General features: G+C 51.9%; 21 protein-coding genes. 20 read left to right on the top strand and 1 reads right to left on the bottom strand.

Going from position 1 to position 18,064, the window contains the following annotated elements; all coding sequences use genetic code 11:
• The first annotated feature begins 283 nt into the window (after window positions 1-283).
• Window positions 284-1,240 carry a 23S rRNA pseudouridine(955/2504/2580) synthase RluC gene (rluC, locus tag ACN28R_RS05555; RefSeq protein WP_048638528.1) on the top strand — a complete coding sequence of 319 codons (957 nt, stop codon included), beginning with the start codon at window positions 284-286 and terminating at the stop codon, window positions 1,238-1,240.
• Window positions 1,241-1,292: 52 nt separating this feature from the next.
• Here the strand turns inward: rluC and ACN28R_RS05560 are convergent, their stop codons facing one another.
• The gene (locus ACN28R_RS05560) at window positions 1,293-1,880 is read right to left on the bottom strand and encodes a Maf family protein (RefSeq protein ID WP_048638529.1); all 588 of its coding nucleotides are present in this window, start codon (window positions 1,878-1,880) and stop codon (window positions 1,293-1,295) included.
• A gap of 140 nt (window positions 1,881-2,020) precedes the next feature.
• Between ACN28R_RS05560 and yceD the strand changes: the two genes are divergently transcribed.
• The 19 genes from yceD (at window position 2,021) to thiK (ending at window position 18,061) form a co-directional block, all read left to right on the top strand.
• Window positions 2,021-2,542 carry a 23S rRNA accumulation protein YceD gene (gene yceD / locus ACN28R_RS05565; RefSeq protein WP_095833844.1) on the top strand — a complete coding sequence of 174 codons (522 nt, stop codon included), beginning with the start codon at window positions 2,021-2,023 and terminating at the stop codon, window positions 2,540-2,542.
• A 16-nt stretch (window positions 2,543-2,558) separates the two neighbouring features.
• A complete protein-coding gene (rpmF, locus tag ACN28R_RS05570) occupies window positions 2,559-2,729 on the top strand; it encodes a 50S ribosomal protein L32 (protein WP_048638531.1) in 171 nt (56 codons plus the stop codon).
• Window positions 2,730-2,758: 29 nt separating this feature from the next.
• Window positions 2,759-3,805, top strand: coding sequence for a phosphate acyltransferase PlsX (gene plsX / locus ACN28R_RS05575; RefSeq protein ID WP_072065877.1), 1,047 nt, complete (start codon window positions 2,759-2,761; stop codon window positions 3,803-3,805).
• Window positions 3,806-3,811: 6 nt separating this feature from the next.
• A complete protein-coding gene (locus tag ACN28R_RS05580) occupies window positions 3,812-4,765 on the top strand; it encodes a beta-ketoacyl-ACP synthase III (RefSeq protein WP_095833845.1) in 954 nt (317 codons plus the stop codon).
• 18 nt (window positions 4,766-4,783) lie between these two features.
• A complete protein-coding gene (gene fabD, locus ACN28R_RS05585; protein WP_095833846.1) occupies window positions 4,784-5,713 on the top strand; it encodes an ACP S-malonyltransferase in 930 nt (309 codons plus the stop codon).
• 13 nt (window positions 5,714-5,726) lie between these two features.
• Window positions 5,727-6,461 (top strand): 3-oxoacyl-ACP reductase FabG, encoded by a 735-nt coding sequence (gene fabG / locus ACN28R_RS05590; protein ID WP_095833847.1) that lies wholly within the window; start codon window positions 5,727-5,729, stop codon window positions 6,459-6,461.
• 154 nt (window positions 6,462-6,615) lie between these two features.
• Entirely contained in the window at window positions 6,616-6,852 is a 237-nt protein-coding gene (gene acpP, locus ACN28R_RS05595; protein WP_005970506.1) for an acyl carrier protein, read from the top strand.
• Between the two features lie 81 nt (window positions 6,853-6,933).
• Window positions 6,934-8,175, top strand: a complete 1,242-nt coding sequence (fabF, locus tag ACN28R_RS05600; protein ID WP_048638536.1) for a beta-ketoacyl-ACP synthase II — start codon at window positions 6,934-6,936, stop codon at window positions 8,173-8,175.
• Between the two features lie 129 nt (window positions 8,176-8,304).
• Complete coding sequence (gene pabC, locus ACN28R_RS05605) at window positions 8,305-9,102, top strand: aminodeoxychorismate lyase (RefSeq protein WP_095833848.1); 798 nt, start codon at window positions 8,305-8,307, stop codon at window positions 9,100-9,102.
• 14 nt (window positions 9,103-9,116) lie between these two features.
• Entirely contained in the window at window positions 9,117-10,139 is a 1,023-nt protein-coding gene (mltG, locus tag ACN28R_RS05610; protein WP_095833849.1) for an endolytic transglycosylase MltG, read from the top strand.
• Window positions 10,126-10,794, top strand: coding sequence for a dTMP kinase (tmk, locus tag ACN28R_RS05615; protein ID WP_048638539.1), 669 nt, complete (start codon window positions 10,126-10,128; stop codon window positions 10,792-10,794). Before mltG ends, tmk begins: the two co-directional genes overlap by 14 nt.
• Window positions 10,794-11,804: a DNA polymerase III subunit delta' gene (holB, locus tag ACN28R_RS05620; protein WP_095833850.1), complete on the top strand. Its 1,011-nt coding sequence runs from the start codon at window positions 10,794-10,796 to the stop codon at window positions 11,802-11,804. Before tmk ends, holB begins: the two co-directional genes overlap by 1 nt.
• 19 nt (window positions 11,805-11,823) lie before the next feature.
• On the top strand, window positions 11,824-12,621 hold the full coding sequence (locus ACN28R_RS05625) for a metal-dependent hydrolase (RefSeq protein WP_048638541.1): 798 nt from the start codon (window positions 11,824-11,826) through the stop codon (window positions 12,619-12,621).
• 318 nt (window positions 12,622-12,939) lie between these two features.
• Window positions 12,940-14,373 carry a PTS glucose transporter subunit IIBC gene (ptsG, locus tag ACN28R_RS05630; protein ID WP_048638542.1) on the top strand — a complete coding sequence of 478 codons (1,434 nt, stop codon included), beginning with the start codon at window positions 12,940-12,942 and terminating at the stop codon, window positions 14,371-14,373.
• A 56-nt stretch (window positions 14,374-14,429) separates the two neighbouring features.
• On the top strand, window positions 14,430-14,651 hold the full coding sequence (locus ACN28R_RS05635; protein ID WP_095833851.1) for a hypothetical protein: 222 nt from the start codon (window positions 14,430-14,432) through the stop codon (window positions 14,649-14,651).
• A 219-nt stretch (window positions 14,652-14,870) separates the two neighbouring features.
• Window positions 14,871-15,974, top strand: coding sequence for a glycerol dehydrogenase (locus tag ACN28R_RS05640; protein ID WP_095833852.1), 1,104 nt, complete (start codon window positions 14,871-14,873; stop codon window positions 15,972-15,974).
• Between the two features lie 228 nt (window positions 15,975-16,202).
• Window positions 16,203-16,553, top strand: coding sequence for a purine nucleoside phosphoramidase (hinT, locus tag ACN28R_RS05645; RefSeq protein ID WP_048638545.1), 351 nt, complete (start codon window positions 16,203-16,205; stop codon window positions 16,551-16,553).
• Window positions 16,554-16,641: 88 nt separating this feature from the next.
• Window positions 16,642-17,214, top strand: coding sequence for a penicillin-binding protein activator LpoB (gene lpoB, locus ACN28R_RS05650; RefSeq protein ID WP_048638546.1), 573 nt, complete (start codon window positions 16,642-16,644; stop codon window positions 17,212-17,214).
• A complete protein-coding gene (thiK, locus tag ACN28R_RS05655; RefSeq protein ID WP_048638547.1) occupies window positions 17,201-18,061 on the top strand; it encodes a thiamine kinase in 861 nt (286 codons plus the stop codon). Before lpoB ends, thiK begins: the two co-directional genes overlap by 14 nt.
• The last annotated feature ends 3 nt before the right edge of the window (window positions 18,062-18,064 follow it).

Genomic DNA, 18,064 nt, shown 5'->3' on the forward strand with positions numbered 1-18,064 from the left:
GTGTGTCATCAGGCAAACTTAATAATTCCGCAATTTCCCTTGTTTTAATGGAAATCAGCGCGGAAAACACGAAAAGCATTATTCCATTGCTGACACTGTTATAGCAAGGTTACTTTGCCTGTCTGTATAAAGATAGTTGTGCTGCTATTCACCAAACTGTCGGTGGTTGAGACTAAATTCAGCCAGACCTGTAGGTGTAACAATATCTTCATAAGTCAGGCTTCCAGTTAAGCACAGAAAAAGAAGTGGCGCTATCCAAGCGCTCTATTTAGAATCGCGCATCATGAAAACAGACAATCCTGCAGTACAATTTGTGACAATATCCGCCGATGAGGCTGGACAACGCATTGATAATTTTTTGCATGCCCGATTAAAAGGCGTGCCTAAAAGTATGGTTTACCGCATCTTGCGCAAAGGCGAAGTCAGGGTAAATAAAAAGCGGGTAAAGCCAGAATACAAGTTACTCGGCGGGGATGAGGTTCGTATTCCGCCGGTCAGACAGGCCGAGCGCGATGCTCCGCCTGTTTCCGCCAGTCTTGGCAAAGTCGCCGCGCTGGCGGAATGCATCGTCTATGAAGATGATTATATTCTGGTGCTGAACAAGCCATCGGGTACGGCGGTTCACGGCGGCAGCGGGCTGAGCTTCGGCGTGATTGAAGGGCTACGCGCGCTGCGGCCTGAAGCCCGTTTCCTTGAACTGGTTCACCGCCTCGATCGCGATACGTCGGGTGTCTTACTGGTGGCCAAGAAGCGTTCCGCATTGCGTTCTTTGCATGAGCAGTTACGTCTCAAGGGGATGCAGAAGGATTATCTGGCGCTGGTGCGGGGAAACTGGCCGTCACATTGCAAAAGCGTACAGGCTCCGTTGCTGAAGAATATTTTGCAAAGCGGCGAGCGTATTGTTCGGGTAAACAGCGACGGTAAGCCTTCGGAAACGCGTTTCAAGGTAGAAGAACGTTTTGAAATGGCCACGCTGGTTCGCGCCAGTCCGGTAACGGGCCGTACCCATCAGATCCGCGTACATACGTTACATGCCGGTCATCCGATTGCTTTTGACGACCGCTATGGCGATCGCAGCTTTGATAACCTGCTGGTTAAAACCGGTTTGAAACGCCTATTTTTGCATGCCCAGGCATTACGCTTTGAACATCCCAATACGGGAGAAACGCTGCGGGTTGAGGCGCCGCTGGACAACCAACTTCGCCATTGCCTGCAAATATTGCGTAAATCGAAAGGATAAGCGGGCGTTTTTATCTTTTATCGGGATACCGGCGCCATGGTATCCCATCCGGTTAGCGCATTATCAGTGGATTGACCTGCTCCTCTCGCAGCATATGCGCCAGCGCAATTAAAGGCAGGCCAACAAGCGTATTGGGATCGCGTCCTGATAATTTATCGAATAACGTAATTCCCAGCCCTTCACATTTAAAACTGCCGGCGCAGTTCCAGGGCCGCTCTTTTTCCACATACCCCTCAATTTCTTCCTGCGTCAGGGCGCGAAAATGGACGTCAAACGGCTCAACAAAACGCTGTAGGCGTTGAGTGGCGCTATTAAACAGCGCCAGTCCGGTAAAAAAAGTGACGCGCTGCCCGCTTGCCTGCCGTAATTGCCGCACGGCGTTCTCTTTATTATGCGGCTTTCCGGTAATGGCGTTGTTCAATAGACAAACCTGATCGGCGCCTATAATAAGATGATTGGGGTACTGCTCCGCCAATGCGCGCGCTTTGCCTTCAGCCAGCCTTGCCACTAACGCCGTCGCATCTTCGCCGGGATTGGGCGTTTCATCCACATCGGGAGATGCGCAGATAAAGGGCAGATTGAGTTTTTCCAGCAGGGATTTGCGGTAGGGGGAAGTCGAGGCGAGAACGATCTGATACATAATTTTTTTATAAACCGTAGCGGAATGATAAAAGGCATTTTAAACTGTGTGCCGCTCTGGAAGCGAATATTGGTGAAAGGTCGAGCTTCACTGCCTTTTTCTTTGACTCTATGTCGTTACGACGTTAATATGCGCGCCCTATGCAAAAGGTAAAATTACCCTTAACCCTTGATGCGGTCCGCACTGCTCAAAAGCGTTTAGATTACATTGGTATTTATACGCCCGAGCAGGTAATGCGCGTTGCCGAATCAGTGGTGAGTGTGGACAGTGATGTTCAGGCTTCTTTGTCTTTCAATATCGATAATCAGCGCCTGGCGGTGATTAATGGTAGCGCAGATGTGTCGGTCACATTAATGTGCCAGCGCTGCGGGAAGCCATTTGAGCATCAGGTCCATGCGACGTTTTGTTTTAGCCCGGTCATCAATGATGAACAGGCCGAAGCTTTACCGGAAGCGTACGAGCCGATCGAAGTTGATGAGTTTGGCGAAGTCGATCTGCTGGCAATGGTTGAAGATGAAATCATCCTGACTTTGCCTATCGCACCGGTACATGATTCTGAACACTGTGAAGTGTCCGAAGCGGACATGGTGTTCGGCAAATTGCCTGAAGAGGCGGAAAAACCGAACCCGTTTGCCGTATTAGCCAGTTTAAAGCGTAAGTAATTAAGGAGTAAGGTCCATGGCCGTACAACAAAACAAACCCACTCGTTCCAAACGTGGTATGCGTCGTTCTCACGATGCGCTGACCACGTCTTCCGTATCCGTAGATAAAGTTTCCGGCGAAACTCACCTGCGTCACCACATCACTGCGGACGGTTACTACCGCGGTCGCAAGGTTATTGCCAAGTAATTCTTGCGAATTATCAGCAAGGCAATACTTTGACACGCCTAACTCTGGCGTTAGATGCGATGGGCGGGGACTTCGGTCCCTGCGTAACAGTGCCTGCTGCATTGCAGGCACTGGCTTCTAATTCAAGTCTCAACCTGATACTAGTTGGCGATCCTGCTGCGATTACCCCATTACTAGCCAAAGTCGATTCTGGTTTATTGTCCCGGTTGGAAGTTGTTCCGGCTGAATCGGTTATTGCCAGTGATGCCCGACCTTCGCAGGCCATTCGCGCGAGCCGCGGAACCTCGATGCGCATCGCGCTTGAGCTGATCAAAGACGGAAGGGCTCAGGCTTGTGTCAGCGCGGGCAATACCGGCGCGCTGATGGGACTGGCGAAGCTCTTGATTAAACCGCTTGACGGCATTGCGCGCCCGGCATTGGTTTCTGTTTTACCTCATCAGCAACATGGAAAAACCGTGGTGCTGGATTTGGGGGCCAACGTCGAATGCGACAGCACCATGCTGGTTCAGTTCGCGGTAATGGGCTCGGTGATGGCGGAAGAAGTTCTTGGGTTGAAAAATCCGCGGGTGGCGCTGCTGAATATCGGTGAGGAAGAGAGCAAAGGCTTGGATAACATCCGCGATGCCGCGGCTAAATTAAGAAACACGCCTTCGATCAACTACATCGGTTATCTCGAAGGCAACGAATTACTGACCGGGAAGACGGATGTCATGGTCTGTGACGGCTTTGTGGGTAATGTCACCTTGAAGACAATGGAAGGTGTGGTAAGGATGTTCCTTTCGTTGTTAAAGTCTTCATCTTCCGGTACGGACCGAAAGCAAAAACAATCATGGTGGTTACGATTACTGGGACGTTTGTTACAAAAACGTTTGGCCAAACGTTTCGGCCATTTGAATCCTGACCAATATAATGGCGCGTGTCTGTTAGGACTACGGGGAACCGTAATCAAAAGCCACGGTGCTGCGAACCAGCGAGCGTTTACGGTTGCTATCGAACAGGCAATGCAGACGGTACAACGGCAACTTCCGGAACGGATTGCTGCCCGTCTAGAAGCTGTATTACCCAAGAGTGATTAAGCGTACATGTATACAAAAATAATCGGAACGGGCAGTTACCTGCCTGAACAAATCAGGACGAACGCTGATTTAGAGAAGATGGTGGATACGTCTGACGAATGGATCGTCACACGCACTGGAATTCGTGAGCGTCGTATCGCCACGCCAGATGAAAATGTTGCCACGATGGGCTATCATGCAGCGCAAAAAGCGCTGGAAATGGCGGGTATCGATAAATCACAGGTTGGTTTATTGATTGTCGCGACCACGTCTTCAACCCATGCTTTTCCCAGCGCTGCCTGCCAGATTCAGCAGTTGCTTGAGATTAAAGACACCATCGCATTTGATCTGGCCGCGGCCTGTGCGGGATTTACCTACGCGCTCGGCGTTGCCGACCAGTACGTTAAAAGCGGCGCGGTGGATTATGCTTTGGTTGTTGGTTCTGATACGTTATCCCGCACGTTGGATCCGGAAGATCGCGGTACGCTGATTTTGTTCGGCGATGGCGCCGGCGCCGTTTTATTGACTGCTTCAGAGCAGCCGGGCATCCTGTCCACGCATTTGCACGCCGACGGACGTTATGGTGAGTTGCTGACGCTGCCGCACCAGGATCGCAATAACCCGGAAAAACCGGCTTATCTGACCATGTCCGGTAATGAAGTATTCAAAGTCGCGGTAACCGAACTGGCGCATATTGTTGAAGAAACGCTGCGGGCGTCCCAACTGGATAAAAGTGAGTTAGACTGGCTGGTGCCCCATCAGGCTAATTTGCGCATTATCAGCGCAACGGCGAAAAAATTAGGTATGGGAATGGACAAAGTTGTTGTGACGTTGGATCGTCATGGCAACACATCAGCTGCCTCCGTGCCATGCGCTCTGGATGAAGCCGTGCGCGACGGGCGGATAAAACCAGGACAGCTGGTGCTGCTTGAAGCTTTCGGCGGTGGTTTTACCTGGGGTTCTGCGCTGATTCGTTTTTGATTAAACAGGATTTTCACTATGACGCAATTTGCAATGGTATTCCCAGGTCAGGGATCTCAATCCGTGGGTATGCTGGCCGAACTGGCGGCGGAATATCCGGTTGTTACTGAAACATTTGCTCAGGCCTCCGCTGTTTTAGGTTATGACTTGTGGCAGCTTGCCCAGCAAGGCCCGGTAGAGGAACTGAATAAAACCTGGCAAACCCAGCCGGCGCTGTTGACGGCGTCCGTTGCTATCTGGCGCGTCTGGCAGTTGCAGGGCGGCAAAACGCCGGCGCTGATGGCCGGTCATAGCCTTGGTGAATATTCTGCTCTGGTTTGCGCCGGCGTTCTGGATTTTCAGCAGGCGGTAAGCCTGGTTGAGCAGCGTGGCAAATTGATGCAGGAAGCCGTGCCGGAAGGTACGGGCGCGATGTATGCGATTATCGGCCTCGATAATGACGCTATCGCCAAAGCGTGCGAAGAGTCGGCTCAAGGGCAGGTTGTTTCGCCGGTAAACTTTAATTCCCCAGGGCAGGTAGTGATTGCCGGGAACAAAGAAGCGGTGGATCGTGCCGGTGCGGCCTGTAAAGCGGCTGGCGCCAAACGCGCGTTGCCATTGCCGGTGAGCGTACCTTCGCACTGCGCGCTGATGGAGCCGGCGGCCAAAAAACTGGCTGTCGCGCTTGAATCTGTCGACTTCAGCGCACCGAAAATTCCTGTCGTCAACAATGTTGATGCGCGGGTTGAAACGTCGCCGGAAGCGATCCGCAGCGCGCTGGTGCGTCAGCTCCACTGCCCGGTACGCTGGACGGAATGCGTCGAATTTATTGCCTCTCAAGGGGTTGAGTCGTTGTTGGAAGTCGGTCCTGGCAAAGTTCTTACCGGCTTGACCAAGCGAATCGTTGCCACCCTGACAGCAAGCGCGGTGAACGATCCTGCTTCTCTGTCAGCGGCGCTTGAAAAATAAAACGGAGATGACAATGGGTTTTGAAGGAAAAATTGCGCTGGTTACCGGCGCAAGCCGCGGGATTGGCCGGGCTATTGCTGAGAAATTAGTCGCTCGCGGTGCAAAAGTCATTGGTACAGCCACCAGCGAAAAGGGCGCGGAATCAATCAGCGCCTGGCTGGGTGAACACGGTAAAGGTTTTGTGCTGAACGTCACTGATGAGGCGTCAGTGGAAAAAACGTTGGCAGATATTCGTGCTGAGTTCGGCGAAATTGATATTTTGATCAATAATGCCGGCATCACTCGCGATAACCTGCTGATGCGAATGAAAGAAGATGAATGGCAGGATATTCTGGATACCAATCTGACATCGGTATTCCGTCTGTCTAAAGCCGTAATGCGCGCTATGATGAAAAAGCGTTTTGGCCGTATCATTACCATCGGTTCTGTGGTTGGAACGATGGGGAATGCCGGGCAGGCGAACTACGCGGCGGCAAAGGCCGGATTAATTGGCTTCAGCAAATCGCTTGCTCGCGAAGTGGCCTCCAGAGGCATTACGGTAAACGTTGTTGCGCCAGGTTTTATTGAAACAGATATGACTCAGGCATTGACAGAAGAACAGCGAGCAGGCATTTTGAGCCAGGTTCCCGCTAACCGGCTCGGTGATGCTAAAGAAATCGCCAGTGCTGTTGCATTTTTAGCCTCTGATGAGGCGGGCTACATTACCGGCGAAACATTGCATGTCAATGGCGGCATGTATATGATTTAAAAAGTACGAAAACTATTTGCGTTATTTGCGGCGATAACCGCAAAATAGCACAAAATCGTGGTTCGACCAGCCGGGATTTTGTTGCATCTTTTTCAACATTTTATACACTACGAAAACCATCGCGAAAGCGAGTTTTGATAGGAAATTTAAGAGTATGAGCACTATCGAAGAACGCGTTAAGAAAATCATCGTTGAACAGCTTGGTGTTAAGCAGGAAGAAGTCGTAAACAATGCTTCTTTCGTTGACGACCTCGGCGCTGATTCTCTTGACACCGTTGAGCTGGTAATGGCGCTGGAAGAAGAATTTGATACTGAAATTCCAGACGAAGAAGCCGAAAAAATCACAACTGTTCAGGCAGCCATTGATTTCATTCAGGCGAACCAGCAGTAAGCGAACATATCTAGGCGGTCATTCGACCGCCTAAGTTTTTTTGTCCCGCAGTGTCATATTTTCCCTCCCTGGAGGACAAGCGTGTCTAAGCGTCGAGTTGTTGTTACCGGACTGGGCATGTTATCTCCTGTCGGCAATACGGTGGAGTCTACCTGGAGTGCTCTTCTTGCCGGTCAGAGTGGTATCAGCCTGATCGACCATTTCGATACTAGTGCCTATGCAACGCGTTTTGCTGGCTTAGTAAAGAATTTTAACTGTGAGGAATTCATTTCGCGTAAAGAAGCTCGCAAAATGGATGCCTTTATTCAATACGGGATCGTCGCTGGCATTCAGGCCATGCAGGATTCCGGTCTAGAAGTAACGGAAGAGAACGCACCGCGCATTGGTGCGGCGATCGGTTCCGGCATTGGCGGTTTGGGGCTCATTGAAGAGAACCACAGTTCGCTAGTGAAGGGCGGTCCGCGTAAAATCAGCCCGTTTTTCGTACCGTCAACCATCGTTAATATGGTTGCCGGGCATCTCACTATCATGTACGGATTACGCGGCCCGAGTATATCTATCGCCACCGCCTGTACTTCGGGCGTGCATAACATTGGTCATGCGGCGCGTATCATCGCCTACAATGATGCTGATGTTATGGTTGCCGGCGGCGCGGAAAAGGCCAGTACCCCGCTGGGTGTCGGCGGCTTTGGCGCCGCGCGGGCATTATCAACCCGTAATGATGACCCGCAGGCGGCCAGCCGCCCATGGGACAGAGATCGTGATGGTTTCGTGCTGGGCGATGGCGCCGGTATGATGGTGCTGGAAGAGTACGAACACGCGAAAAAACGCGGCGCCAAGATTTATGCGGAAATCGTCGGCTTTGGTATGAGCAGCGATGCCTACCATATGACGTCGCCGCCGGCGGATGGCGCCGGAGCTGCGCTGGCGATGGAAAATACGCTGCGTGATGCGGGTATTTCCGCATCGAAAATCGGTTATATCAATGCGCACGGTACGTCCACCTCGGCGGGCGACAAAGCTGAAACCCAGGCGGTTAAGTCAGTATTTGGCGCGGATGCCGGTCGTGTATTAGTCAGCTCGACAAAATCGATGACCGGGCACTTATTGGGTGCGGCCGGGGCGATCGAGTCGATCTTCAGTATCCTTGCGCTGCGCGATCAGGCTATTCCTCCGACAATCAATCTGGATAATCCGGATGAAGGCTGCGATCTGGATTTCGTGCCTCATGAAGCGCGCCAGGTTAGCGGCATGGAGTACACGTTGTGTAACTCCTTTGGCTTCGGCGGGACGAACGGTTCTTTGCTATTCCGTAAAGTCTGATCGTCAAAATCTGATGAAAAAACCCGGTTTCCGGGTTTTTTTTTGCCTGTCAAAATCAGACTGGTTGGCTTGTATGACGCGCCTGAATGCTGGCAAGCTGTCAGTACGTGACAGAAGGGAAAAAAAGAGATGCTGTGGATAAATGGTCAGTTGCAGGAACAGCTGGCGGTGGCGGACCGCGGCACCCAGTTTGGCGATGGCTGTTTCACCACCGCCAGAGTGCGTGACGGGCACATTGTGTGGCTGGACAGACACCTGGCGCGATTGCGGCTGGCTGCCCGACGTTTGATGCTGCCCGCCATTGACTGGCCGCGGCTGACGTTGGAAATGAACCAGGCGGCGCAAGGCCGGCGTGACGGCATCGTCAAAGTCATTCTTACCCGGGGGCGGGGCGGACGCGGATATGGTATTCAAGGATGCGATAACCCGACGCGTATCGTAATGCAGGCGGACTATCCCGCACACTATGCGCGCTGGCGCGAAAAGGGGATTTGCCTGAGCCTCAGCACGGTCGCATTGGCCAGAAGTGAACTGTTGGCGGGTATTAAGCATCTGAACCGTCTGGAACAGATTCTTATTCGTATCGAACTTGAACAGCGTTCCGCCGATGAGGTCTTGGTGCTTGACACTTCCGGGGCGCTAGTGGAATGCTGTGCGGCTAATTTATTCTGGCGTAAGGGAAACAATGTTTATACGCCGGACTTATCTTATGCCGGTGTTGATGGCGTTGCCCGACAGCAGATCATTTTGCTGCTCACGGATTCTGATTTTGAACTGCATATCGTCAGCGAACCAGTCGAGGCGTTGGCTGATGCGGATGAAGTGATTATTTGTAACGCACTGATGCCGATTGTTCCCGTAAACCAGGCGCAGTCCTGGTGTTATCGCTCCAGAAAACTGTATCGGTTTCTGAGCCCTAACTGTTAGTTGTTGGTTGATTTATGAAGAAAAAAAAGATTGTCCTGGCGATCGTGGCGCTGCTGATAGCCTCGATGTTGCTGCTATGGCAGAAAGTACAGAATTTTGCCGACTCGTTACTCGCCATCAAGCAGGAAACCATTTTTACTCTCCCGGCGGGCACCGGTCGTGACGGGTTGGAAGCCCTGTTACTGGAGCAGAAAATCATTACTAATGGGACGTTTTTCCCATGGTTGCTGCGTGTCGAGCCTGAGCTGGCAAAATTTAAGGCCGGTACCTACCGTTTTACCACGGGAATGACGGTTCGGGAGATGCTGGTCCTGCTATCCAGCGGCAAAGAGGCGCAGTTTGCCATTCGCTTTGTCGAAGGCTCCCGACTGAAGGAATGGCTCGAAACGTTGCGTCAGGCATCTTATATTAAGCAGACGCTGACGGATAAAAGCGAGCAGGAAATCGCGGAGCAGCTTGGGATGAAAGACAAAACCAATCCGGAAGGATGGTTCTATCCCGACACGTACATGTACACGGCCAATACGACCGATGCCGCTTTGCTGCAACGCGCTCATCAGCGAATGAAAAAAACCGTTAATGAGGTGTGGCAAGGACGCGAGGAAGGATTGCCGTATAAAACGCCAGATGAGTTGTTAACTATGGCGTCGATCGTTGAGAAAGAGACGGCGATCGCTGAGGAGCGTACCCAGGTCGCGTCCGTTTTCATTAACCGCTTGCGAGCCGGTATGCGTTTGCAAACCGATCCAACCGTCATTTATGGCATGGGTGATGCGTATAAGGGCGTGATTACCCGCAAGGCGCTGGATACGCCGACGCCTTACAATACTTACGTTATTTCCGGATTGCCGCCAACACCGATTGCGATGCCGGGAAAAGCGTCACTGGATGCGGCCGCGCACCCGGCTAAAACGTCATATCTTTATTTTGTGGCGGACGGCAAGGGCGGGCATAGTTTTACCACTAACCTTGCAGACCATAACCGTGCTGTGAGGCTTTACCGCTCAGCGTTAAAGGATAGGGATGAACAACAGTAAATTTATCGTGTTGGAAGGTTTGGAAGGCGCGGGGAAAACCAGCGCCAGGAACGTCGTGGTTGAAATATTAAATGAGTACGGCATTCATAATGTGACCTTTACCCGCGAGCCGGGGGGAACGCCGTTGGCTGAAAAACTGCGTGAATTGATCAAGCAGGGGATTGCTGATGAGAAAGTGACCGATAAAGCGGAAATCCTAATGCTGTATGCGGCCCGCGTCCAACTGGTGGAAAACGTAATTAAACCGGCGTTGGCTCAGGGAAACTGGGTGATTGGCGATCGTCACGATCTCTCGTCTCAGGCATATCAAGGCGGGGGACGAGGAATAGATCGCCAGTTGCTGCAGTCATTGCGTGATACCGTTTTGGGCGATTTTCGTCCCGACCTGACCCTTTATCTTGATTTACCGCCGGCCATCGGCTTGCAACGCGCTCGTCAGCGCGGGGAGTTGGATCGCATTGAACAAGAGTCATTGGCCTTTTTCGAACGTACCCGCGCCCGCTATCAGGCGCTGGCGGCGCAGGACGCCAGTATTGTGACGATTGATGCCGCACAGCCGATGGAAAAAGTCGGCGCCGACATTCAGGGCGTAATGCGGCAATGGTTGCAGGCGCAAGGATTCGCTCCGCTGACGTTAAAACAGGATCGAGCCTGATGGACTGGTATCCGTGGCTTAACGCCTCTTACCGCCAACTGATCGGTCAATATCAGGCGGGAAGGGGCCATCATGCCATTTTGCTGCATGCATTACCCGGCATGGGGGACGATTCGCTGGTCTATGCATTGAGCCGCTGGTTGATGTGCCAGCACCCGGAAGGAATGAAAAGCTGCGGCAAGTGTCACTCCTGTAATTTGATGATGGCGGGGACGCATCCTGACTGGTACGTGTTACGTCCGGAAAAAGGCAAACACAGCCTGGGGGTCGACCCGCTGCGTGACGTTCTGGATAAGTTGTATCAGCACTCCCGGCAGGGCGGCGCTAAAGTGGTCTGGCTGCCGTTAGCTGAACTACTGACCGAAGCGGCGGCCAACGCGTTGCTTAAAACATTGGAGGAACCCCCGCAGGGAACCTACTTTTTGTTTGGCTGCCGTGAACCTGCGCGGTTGCTGGCCACGTTGCGTAGCCGTTGCCTGTATCATTATCTGGATGTGCCAAGTGAAACGCAGAGCGTGTTATGGTTAAATTCACGCCATAAGAACGACGCCCTGGCATTGCGTACCGCATTAAGGCTACAGGCGGGAGCCCCGCTGGCGGCGGAAAAACTTTTGCAGCCGGATCGCTGGAAACAACGGGTGGCTTTATGTCAAACGTTCTCTGCCGCGTTGACGTCGCACGATCTGCTCTCTTTATTACCTCAACTTAACCACGATGATGCCGATGAACGTATTCACTGGCTGACGTCGTTGTTGCTTGATGCGATGAAATGGCAACAAGGGGCGGCAGAGTACCTGGTGAATCAGGATCAAACCGCGCTGGTTGAACATTTGGTCAATGCGGGTAATTCTCAGCTACAGTACGAGTTGCATCAGTGGCTGGTCTGTCGACAAAAGTTACTGGCGGTAACGGGCGTGAACCGTGAGTTACTATTAACGGAACGATTGCTTGATGCTGAACAAAGCCTGACCACACCTGTCCAGCGGCACTTTCATCCATTTTCTGCTTAATTGATTTCGAGTAAATATCATGTTGTTAGTTGATTCCCATTGCCATCTTGATGGACTGGATTACCAGTCAATACATAAAGATGTCTCCGATGTTTTGGACAAAGCCAGACGTCGTGACGTCGGTTTTATCCTGGCGGTAGCGACGACGCTGCCTGGTTTCCGCGCGATGACCGATTTGATAGGCGAACGGGATAATGTGGCTTTCTCGTGTGGCGTTCATCCGCTTAATCAGGATGAACCCTATGACTACGCCGAATTACGTCGCCTTGCGGCCTCCAGCCAGGTGGTGGCGCTGGGGGAAACAGGGCTGGATTACCATTATCAGGAAGAGACGAAAGCGCAGCAGCAAGCCTCTTTTCGTGAACACATCCGCATCGGCAACGAATTGAATAAGCCGGTGATTGTGCATACCCGCTCCGCACGAGCCGATACGCTGGCGATTTTAAAAGAAGAGCAGGCGGAAAAGTGCGGCGGGGTGCTGCACTGCTTTACTGAAGATTTGGCAACGGCCAAAACGCTATTGGATATGGGATTCTATATTTCATTCTCCGGCATTATCACTTTCCGTAATGCGGAAGAATTACGCGATGTCGCTCGTTATGTGCCATTGGATCGCATGCTGGTTGAAACCGATTCCCCCTGGTTGGCTCCCGTGCCTTTCCGGGGACAGGAAAATCAGCCGGCGAATGTTCGTGATGTGGCGGAGTACGTATCCGTGCTTAAAGGCGTTGAGCTGGACACGTTGGCAGAAGTCACGACCGAGAACTTTTCCCATTTGTTTCACATCGACCTCTCACGGTTGACCAGTGCGCGATAGTGGTTGAGAATAGCCGAGTTTTTTCGGGCTGTGTAATTAATCGTAATAAAGGCACAATCTGGTCGGTCTTTTTTTCGTCAGTTATGTGCGTTTTTCAGTGACGCGCTGCAAATAAGATTGATTTATGTTCTGTTTTGACTTGTCGGGTTGCTGAAACGTGATAGCAGTCAAACATTGATTGCGCTATTTATTTTACTCTGCGTAAAAATTAAAAGGGGGGCTAAGACCTCCCTTACTTGTAAAGGGTATCCTCCCCGCCTTTTATGTATATATAAGCATCAGAAGTAAAAGCACCATTACTCAGGAGCACACTCAATTATGTTCAAGAATGCATTCGCAAACCTGCAAAAAGTAGGTAAGTCGCTAATGCTGCCGGTATCCGTACTGCCGATAGCAGGTATCCTGCTGGGCGTCGGCGCGGCAAATTTTAGCTGGTTACCCGCTGTTGTTTCCCATGTTATGGCTGAAGCCGGAGGATCCGTCTTCGCCAATATGCCCCTGATCTTTGCTATTGGTGTGGCATTGGGATTCACCAACAATGACGGCGTATCGGCACTAGCTGCTGTTGTGGCCTATGGCATCATGGTAAAAACCATGGCGGTGGTGGCGCCGCTGATTCTGCATTTATCCCCGGAAGAGATTGCGGCACAGCACCTTGCCGACACCGGTGTATTGGGCGGGATTATCGCAGGCGCTATCGCGGCTTATATGTTTAACCGCTTTTATCGCATCCAACTGCCGGAATATCTTGGTTTCTTCGCCGGCAAACGCTTCGTTCCCATTATTTCCGGTCTGTGCGCCATCCTGCTGGGGATTGGCCTGTCATTCATTTGGCCGCCGGTTGGCCGTGGTATTCAGGCCTTCTCTCAATGGGGCGCCTATCAGAACCCTGTCTTAGCATTCGGCCTGTACGGTATTGTTGAACGCTCGCTGGTGCCTTTTGGTCTTCACCATATTTGGAACGTACCTTTCCAGATGCAGATTGGTGAATTCACCAATGCGGCAGGTCAGGTGTTCCACGGTGATATCCCCCGTTATATGGCCGGGGACCCGACCGCGGGTAAATTGTCTGGCGGCTTCCTGTTCAAAATGTATGGCTTGCCTGCTGCTGCTATCGCTATCTGGCATTCCGCTAAACCGGAAAACCGCGCCAAAGTGGGCGGGATCATGATCTCGGCAGCACTGACCGCATTCCTGACCGGGATTACCGAACCCATCGAGTTTTCGTTCCTGTTCGTTGCGCCGATTCTGTATGTGATCCACGCGATTCTGGCCGGTCTGGCATTCCCGATCTGTATTCTGCTGGATATGCGCGACGGCACCAGCTTCTCTCACGGTCTGATCGACTTTATCGTGTTGAGCGGCAACGGTCACAATCTGTGGCTGTTCCCGATCGTTGGTCTGGGCTATGCGTTTGTCTATTACTCTATATTCCGTATCCTGATCGCCAAGCTGAATCTGAAGACCCCGGGCCGTGAAGACAGTAGTGCCGATCAGGTTGTTCAGGGAAGCTCTGAGATGGCTGCCGCGCTGGTCGGTGCCTTCGGCGGTAAAGATAACATCACCAACCTGGATGCGTGTATCACTCGTTTACGCGTGAGCGTGGCGGATGTAACAAAAGTCGATCAGGCTGGTTTGAAACAATTGGGTGCTGCGGGTGTTGTTGTTGCGGGTTCTGGCGTTCAGGCGATTTTCGGTACCAAGTCTGACAACCTGAAAACCGATATGGACGATTTCATTCGTAATAGCTAATTAGCAGTCGGGGAGTTTCAAAAGGGGCGAAAGCCTGCTCATGCCGGACACTTAGGGTGTCCGGCATTTTTTTTAATGGATATGCCGAACACCTTCCTTTATTTCTCTGCGATCATTCCCTGCCCGCCGCCGCATTGATACCCGGCAGCACGCTCACCGTCCCTGGCGAGCCATTTCCGGCCTTGCCGAAGAAAAGCCAGATTAATACATTACTTTATTTAATGTTATTCGATGGCGGTCAGCAGAAAAAATCCATCTCAGAACGCTCGATGTGCTGACTTCATTTGCGTAATAGCGCGAAATTTGAACGAAAATGCGACGCGTTACAGGAATGTGCCCTTTTATGATGCTATATGAATTTAGTTATTCATATAAATATAACTTAAGTTTTTGCCTAAGTTGATCCAGATCAATCTGGACCGAGCTACCATTTGATTCAACCGGATTCAACTATCTATAGTTTTTTAAAAAATTTTTTACAAAAAAGGGAATTATCTATGTCTAGTCATCGCTCAATCTCTTCACCGAAGAAATTCATCATCGCAAAAGATTTGCTGCTGGACCCCAGCGCATATATTAATGACCTTGGTCATCAGGCCCTTATTATCTGCGACGTTTTTTTTCTGGAGACGGTCAATTCAACCACTAAATCTAATCTGCAAAAAAACCATGTCGCCAGCGTTATAGAGAAATTCGCGGGCGAATGCACACAAAAAGAAGTCGACCGCCTGTGTGCAATAAGAGAAAAAAACGGTTGCGACGTCATCGTCGGTATCGGCGGCGGGAAAACATTGGATGCGGCGAAAGCCGTTGCTTACCAACATAAAAAACCTGTCGTCGTTGTTCCAACCATTGCGTCCACCGACGCCCCCTGTACCGCCCTGTCTGTTCTCTACGAAGAAAACGGCGAATTTGATAAATACCTGTTCCTGCCCGAAAATCCGGATACCGTATTAGCCGATCCCAATGTCCTGGTGAAGGCGCCGGCGCGCTTTTTCTCCGCGGGCATCGGCGACGCATTAGCCACCTACTTTGAAGCCCGCGCTTGCTACGGCGCCGACGGCCTGAACCTGATTTTAAGAAAACCTTCAATAACCGGTATGGCCATCGCCAAATTGTGCTTTGAGCAACTGAAAGCCAACGTCGAACAGGCAATGATTTCTGTGGAAAATAAAGTCAGCTCGCCGGCCTTTGAAGCCTGTCTGGAGGCCGCTATTTACAGCAGCGGCGTGGGTGCGGAGTCCGGCGGTTTGGCGGCGGCTCATGCGGTGAACAACGGCATGTCCGTGGTGCCAGAATTGCACCGGGCGCAGCACGGCGAAAAAGTGGTTTTCGGTCTTTTAACGCAGTTGGTGCTGGAAAATGCGCCGCAAGCAGAACTGGAAGAAGTCATCAAGATTATCAAGATCGCCAAACTGCCGCTGTGCCTGGAAGATTTTGGTCTGACGGAGTGGAAAGAAAAAGATTGGCGAGCCGTTGCTGAAGTTGCCTGCGCAGAAGGCGACACGATGACCAACATGGTAAAAAAAGTCACGGCGAACGATGTCTATGACGCCATGAAGATTGCCGACTCGCTGGGTAAATATTATCGCGATAAATAAGCGGCGAATACCGATCGTCTAAAGGCGATGGATTAGCGGAGAGTGTATAAAAGGTTCATGATTTTCATGAACCTTTTTTATGGCGTCGCTGGCGAATTATCCATTTGTGAGAGAAATAGTCGAAGAAGGTTGAAAGACATAGAGTCTGTCACTCATACTGCCTTATGCGCTTCATTCTATTGGGCTGATACGGTTTTAACCCAAGCTTGCTTTAAAAGGAAATCAATCATGGCTGAAGAAACCATTTTTAGTAAAATTATCCGCAAGGAAATTCCGGCCGACATTGTTTACCAGGATGAATTGGTAACCGCCTTTCGTGATATTGCGCCGCGTACCCCCACCCATGTTCTGATCGTACCTAACGTCTTGATCCCCACGGTTAATGATACGACGGCTGAACATGAGGCCGCGTTGGGACGGATGATTACGGTCGCCGGGAAAATCGCCAAGCAGGAAGGTATTGCCGATGATGGCTACCGGCTGATTATCAACTGCAACCGGCACGGCGGACAAGAAGTTTACCATGTCCACATGCATCTGCTTGGCGGTCGCGCCTTAGGGCCATTACTGGCTGACTAGGTCTGATTTCAAACGGCCGATAGCGGCTGTTTTATTGCTTAGGAATGTGCCGACTGATGACGCGGACTTAGGTGTTGAGAGAGGAAACATGAAAAAGTATCTATGGGTGGTATTGGCTACGCTGGTGCTGACGGGGTGTCCAAGTCGACCGCCGGAGCCCACGGAACCGCCTGCGACGGTTGAACCGGTAGAGCCTTCGGTTCCGGTAACTCCTCCGCCGAGCGAGCCGGTTCCGCCGCCGCCTAAAATTCAGACGCTGAATTGGGACGCCAGCATCAATCCGCTGGTCGCGCAGATGTTGAAAGCGGATGGCGTAACGCAGGGGAGTATCCTGCTGCTGGACAGCGTGAAGAATAACACCAATGGGGCATTGCAGACGGCGAGAGCCACTAACGCGCTATACAGCGCGCTGGCGGCCGACCATACTTTTACCCTGGTGCCGAAGGAGCAGGTTGCGCAGGCTAAGCAAACGTTAGGCCTGTCGGTTGACGATAGCTTGGGATCGCGCAGCAAGGCGATAGGGCTGGCCCGCTATGTTAGCGCGCAGTATGTGTTGTATAGCGACGTGAGCGGTGATGTGAAATCACCGGTGCTGGATATGCAACTGATGCTGGTTCAGACTGGGGAAATTGTTTGGTCGGGTAGCGGTGCCGTACAATAGTAAACAACAGATTGCCGATCTTATCGGTAAGCATTTTCCGGCGGCAGAGTCCGCCGGTTTTCATTTGGCCCCCATTAGTGGATTAAGCAGCGAAAGCTGGCGGATCCATGCTCCGGGACTCGATGTGCTGGCACGGCCGCAGTCGCTGTCCGGTCGCCTGTCGGGCACCGATCGTCAACGGGAGTTTCATCTGTTGCGGCAAATGGCTTTGATTGGCCTGGCTCCGCGCCCGCTGCTGTGGCATGACGGCTGGTTAATCGTCGAGTGGGTGGACGGCCGCGTCGCCACGGCGTCGGAGTTCTCCGCCTTGCTGCGTAACGGCGAACTGGCGCGTTGCCTCGCCCGCATTCATCAACAGCCATGCAGTGGTTATCCGTTGGCGTTGAAGCCGCTATTCGCCCGTCATTGGCAAATGATGGATGCCCGCCGGCGCTCTCCGGCGTTGTTGCGGCTTCATCGGCATTTCCAGCAAAAAGCGCCGCCCAAGCCATTGGCTATTGCTCCGTTGCACCTGGATGTCCATGCGGAAAATCTGTTGCTGACAGATGAAAAAATCATGTTCATCGATTGGGAGTACGCGGCGGATGGCGATATTGCGCTGGAGATGGCGTTTATTATTCGCGCTAATCAGTTGGATAGCGGAATGCAACGGCGTTTTTTACAAACTTATCAGCAACAGCGTCCGGGGTTTTCTCTCGCATGTCTTCAGCAACGAACTGCGCAGTGGCTGCCGTGGGTCGATTATCTGATGGTGATGTGGTACGAAATACGCTGGCAGCAAACCAGGCAGGAGACATTTCTGCGCGCGTTGGCGCCATTGCGCCGGCAGTTAGGGATCAGCGGATAACCG

The organism is Brenneria goodwinii, assembly GCF_002291445.1.
In the GTDB taxonomy this organism is placed as follows: domain Bacteria; phylum Pseudomonadota; class Gammaproteobacteria; order Enterobacterales; family Enterobacteriaceae; genus Brenneria; species Brenneria goodwinii.

Bases quoted from the DNA above. Each gene is read 5' to 3' on its own strand.
- rluC (WP_048638528.1), top strand. From the start codon at position 284: ATGAAAACAGACAATCCTGCAGTACAATTTGTGACAATATCCGCCGAT.
- hinT (WP_048638545.1), top strand. From the start codon at position 16,203: ATGGCTGAAGAAACCATTTTTAGTAAAATTATCCGCAAGGAAATTCCG.
- fabG (WP_095833847.1), top strand. From the start codon at position 5,727: ATGGGTTTTGAAGGAAAAATTGCGCTGGTTACCGGCGCAAGCCGCGGG.
- tmk (WP_048638539.1), top strand. From the start codon at position 10,126: ATGAACAACAGTAAATTTATCGTGTTGGAAGGTTTGGAAGGCGCGGGG.
- acpP (WP_005970506.1), top strand. From the start codon at position 6,616: ATGAGCACTATCGAAGAACGCGTTAAGAAAATCATCGTTGAACAGCTT.
- ptsG (WP_048638542.1), top strand. From the start codon at position 12,940: ATGTTCAAGAATGCATTCGCAAACCTGCAAAAAGTAGGTAAGTCGCTA.
- mltG (WP_095833849.1), top strand. From the start codon at position 9,117: ATGAAGAAAAAAAAGATTGTCCTGGCGATCGTGGCGCTGCTGATAGCC.
- ACN28R_RS05580 (WP_095833845.1), top strand. From the start codon at position 3,812: ATGTATACAAAAATAATCGGAACGGGCAGTTACCTGCCTGAACAAATC.
- holB (WP_095833850.1), top strand. From the start codon at position 10,794: ATGGACTGGTATCCGTGGCTTAACGCCTCTTACCGCCAACTGATCGGT.
- ACN28R_RS05625 (WP_048638541.1), top strand. From the start codon at position 11,824: ATGTTGTTAGTTGATTCCCATTGCCATCTTGATGGACTGGATTACCAG.
- ACN28R_RS05560 (WP_048638529.1), bottom strand. From the start codon at position 1,880: ATGTATCAGATCGTTCTCGCCTCGACTTCCCCCTACCGCAAATCCCTG.
- yceD (WP_095833844.1), top strand. From the start codon at position 2,021: ATGCAAAAGGTAAAATTACCCTTAACCCTTGATGCGGTCCGCACTGCT.
- fabD (WP_095833846.1), top strand. From the start codon at position 4,784: ATGACGCAATTTGCAATGGTATTCCCAGGTCAGGGATCTCAATCCGTG.
- ACN28R_RS05640 (WP_095833852.1), top strand. From the start codon at position 14,871: ATGTCTAGTCATCGCTCAATCTCTTCACCGAAGAAATTCATCATCGCA.
- pabC (WP_095833848.1), top strand. From the start codon at position 8,305: ATGCTGTGGATAAATGGTCAGTTGCAGGAACAGCTGGCGGTGGCGGAC.
- lpoB (WP_048638546.1), top strand. From the start codon at position 16,642: ATGAAAAAGTATCTATGGGTGGTATTGGCTACGCTGGTGCTGACGGGG.
- rpmF (WP_048638531.1), top strand. From the start codon at position 2,559: ATGGCCGTACAACAAAACAAACCCACTCGTTCCAAACGTGGTATGCGT.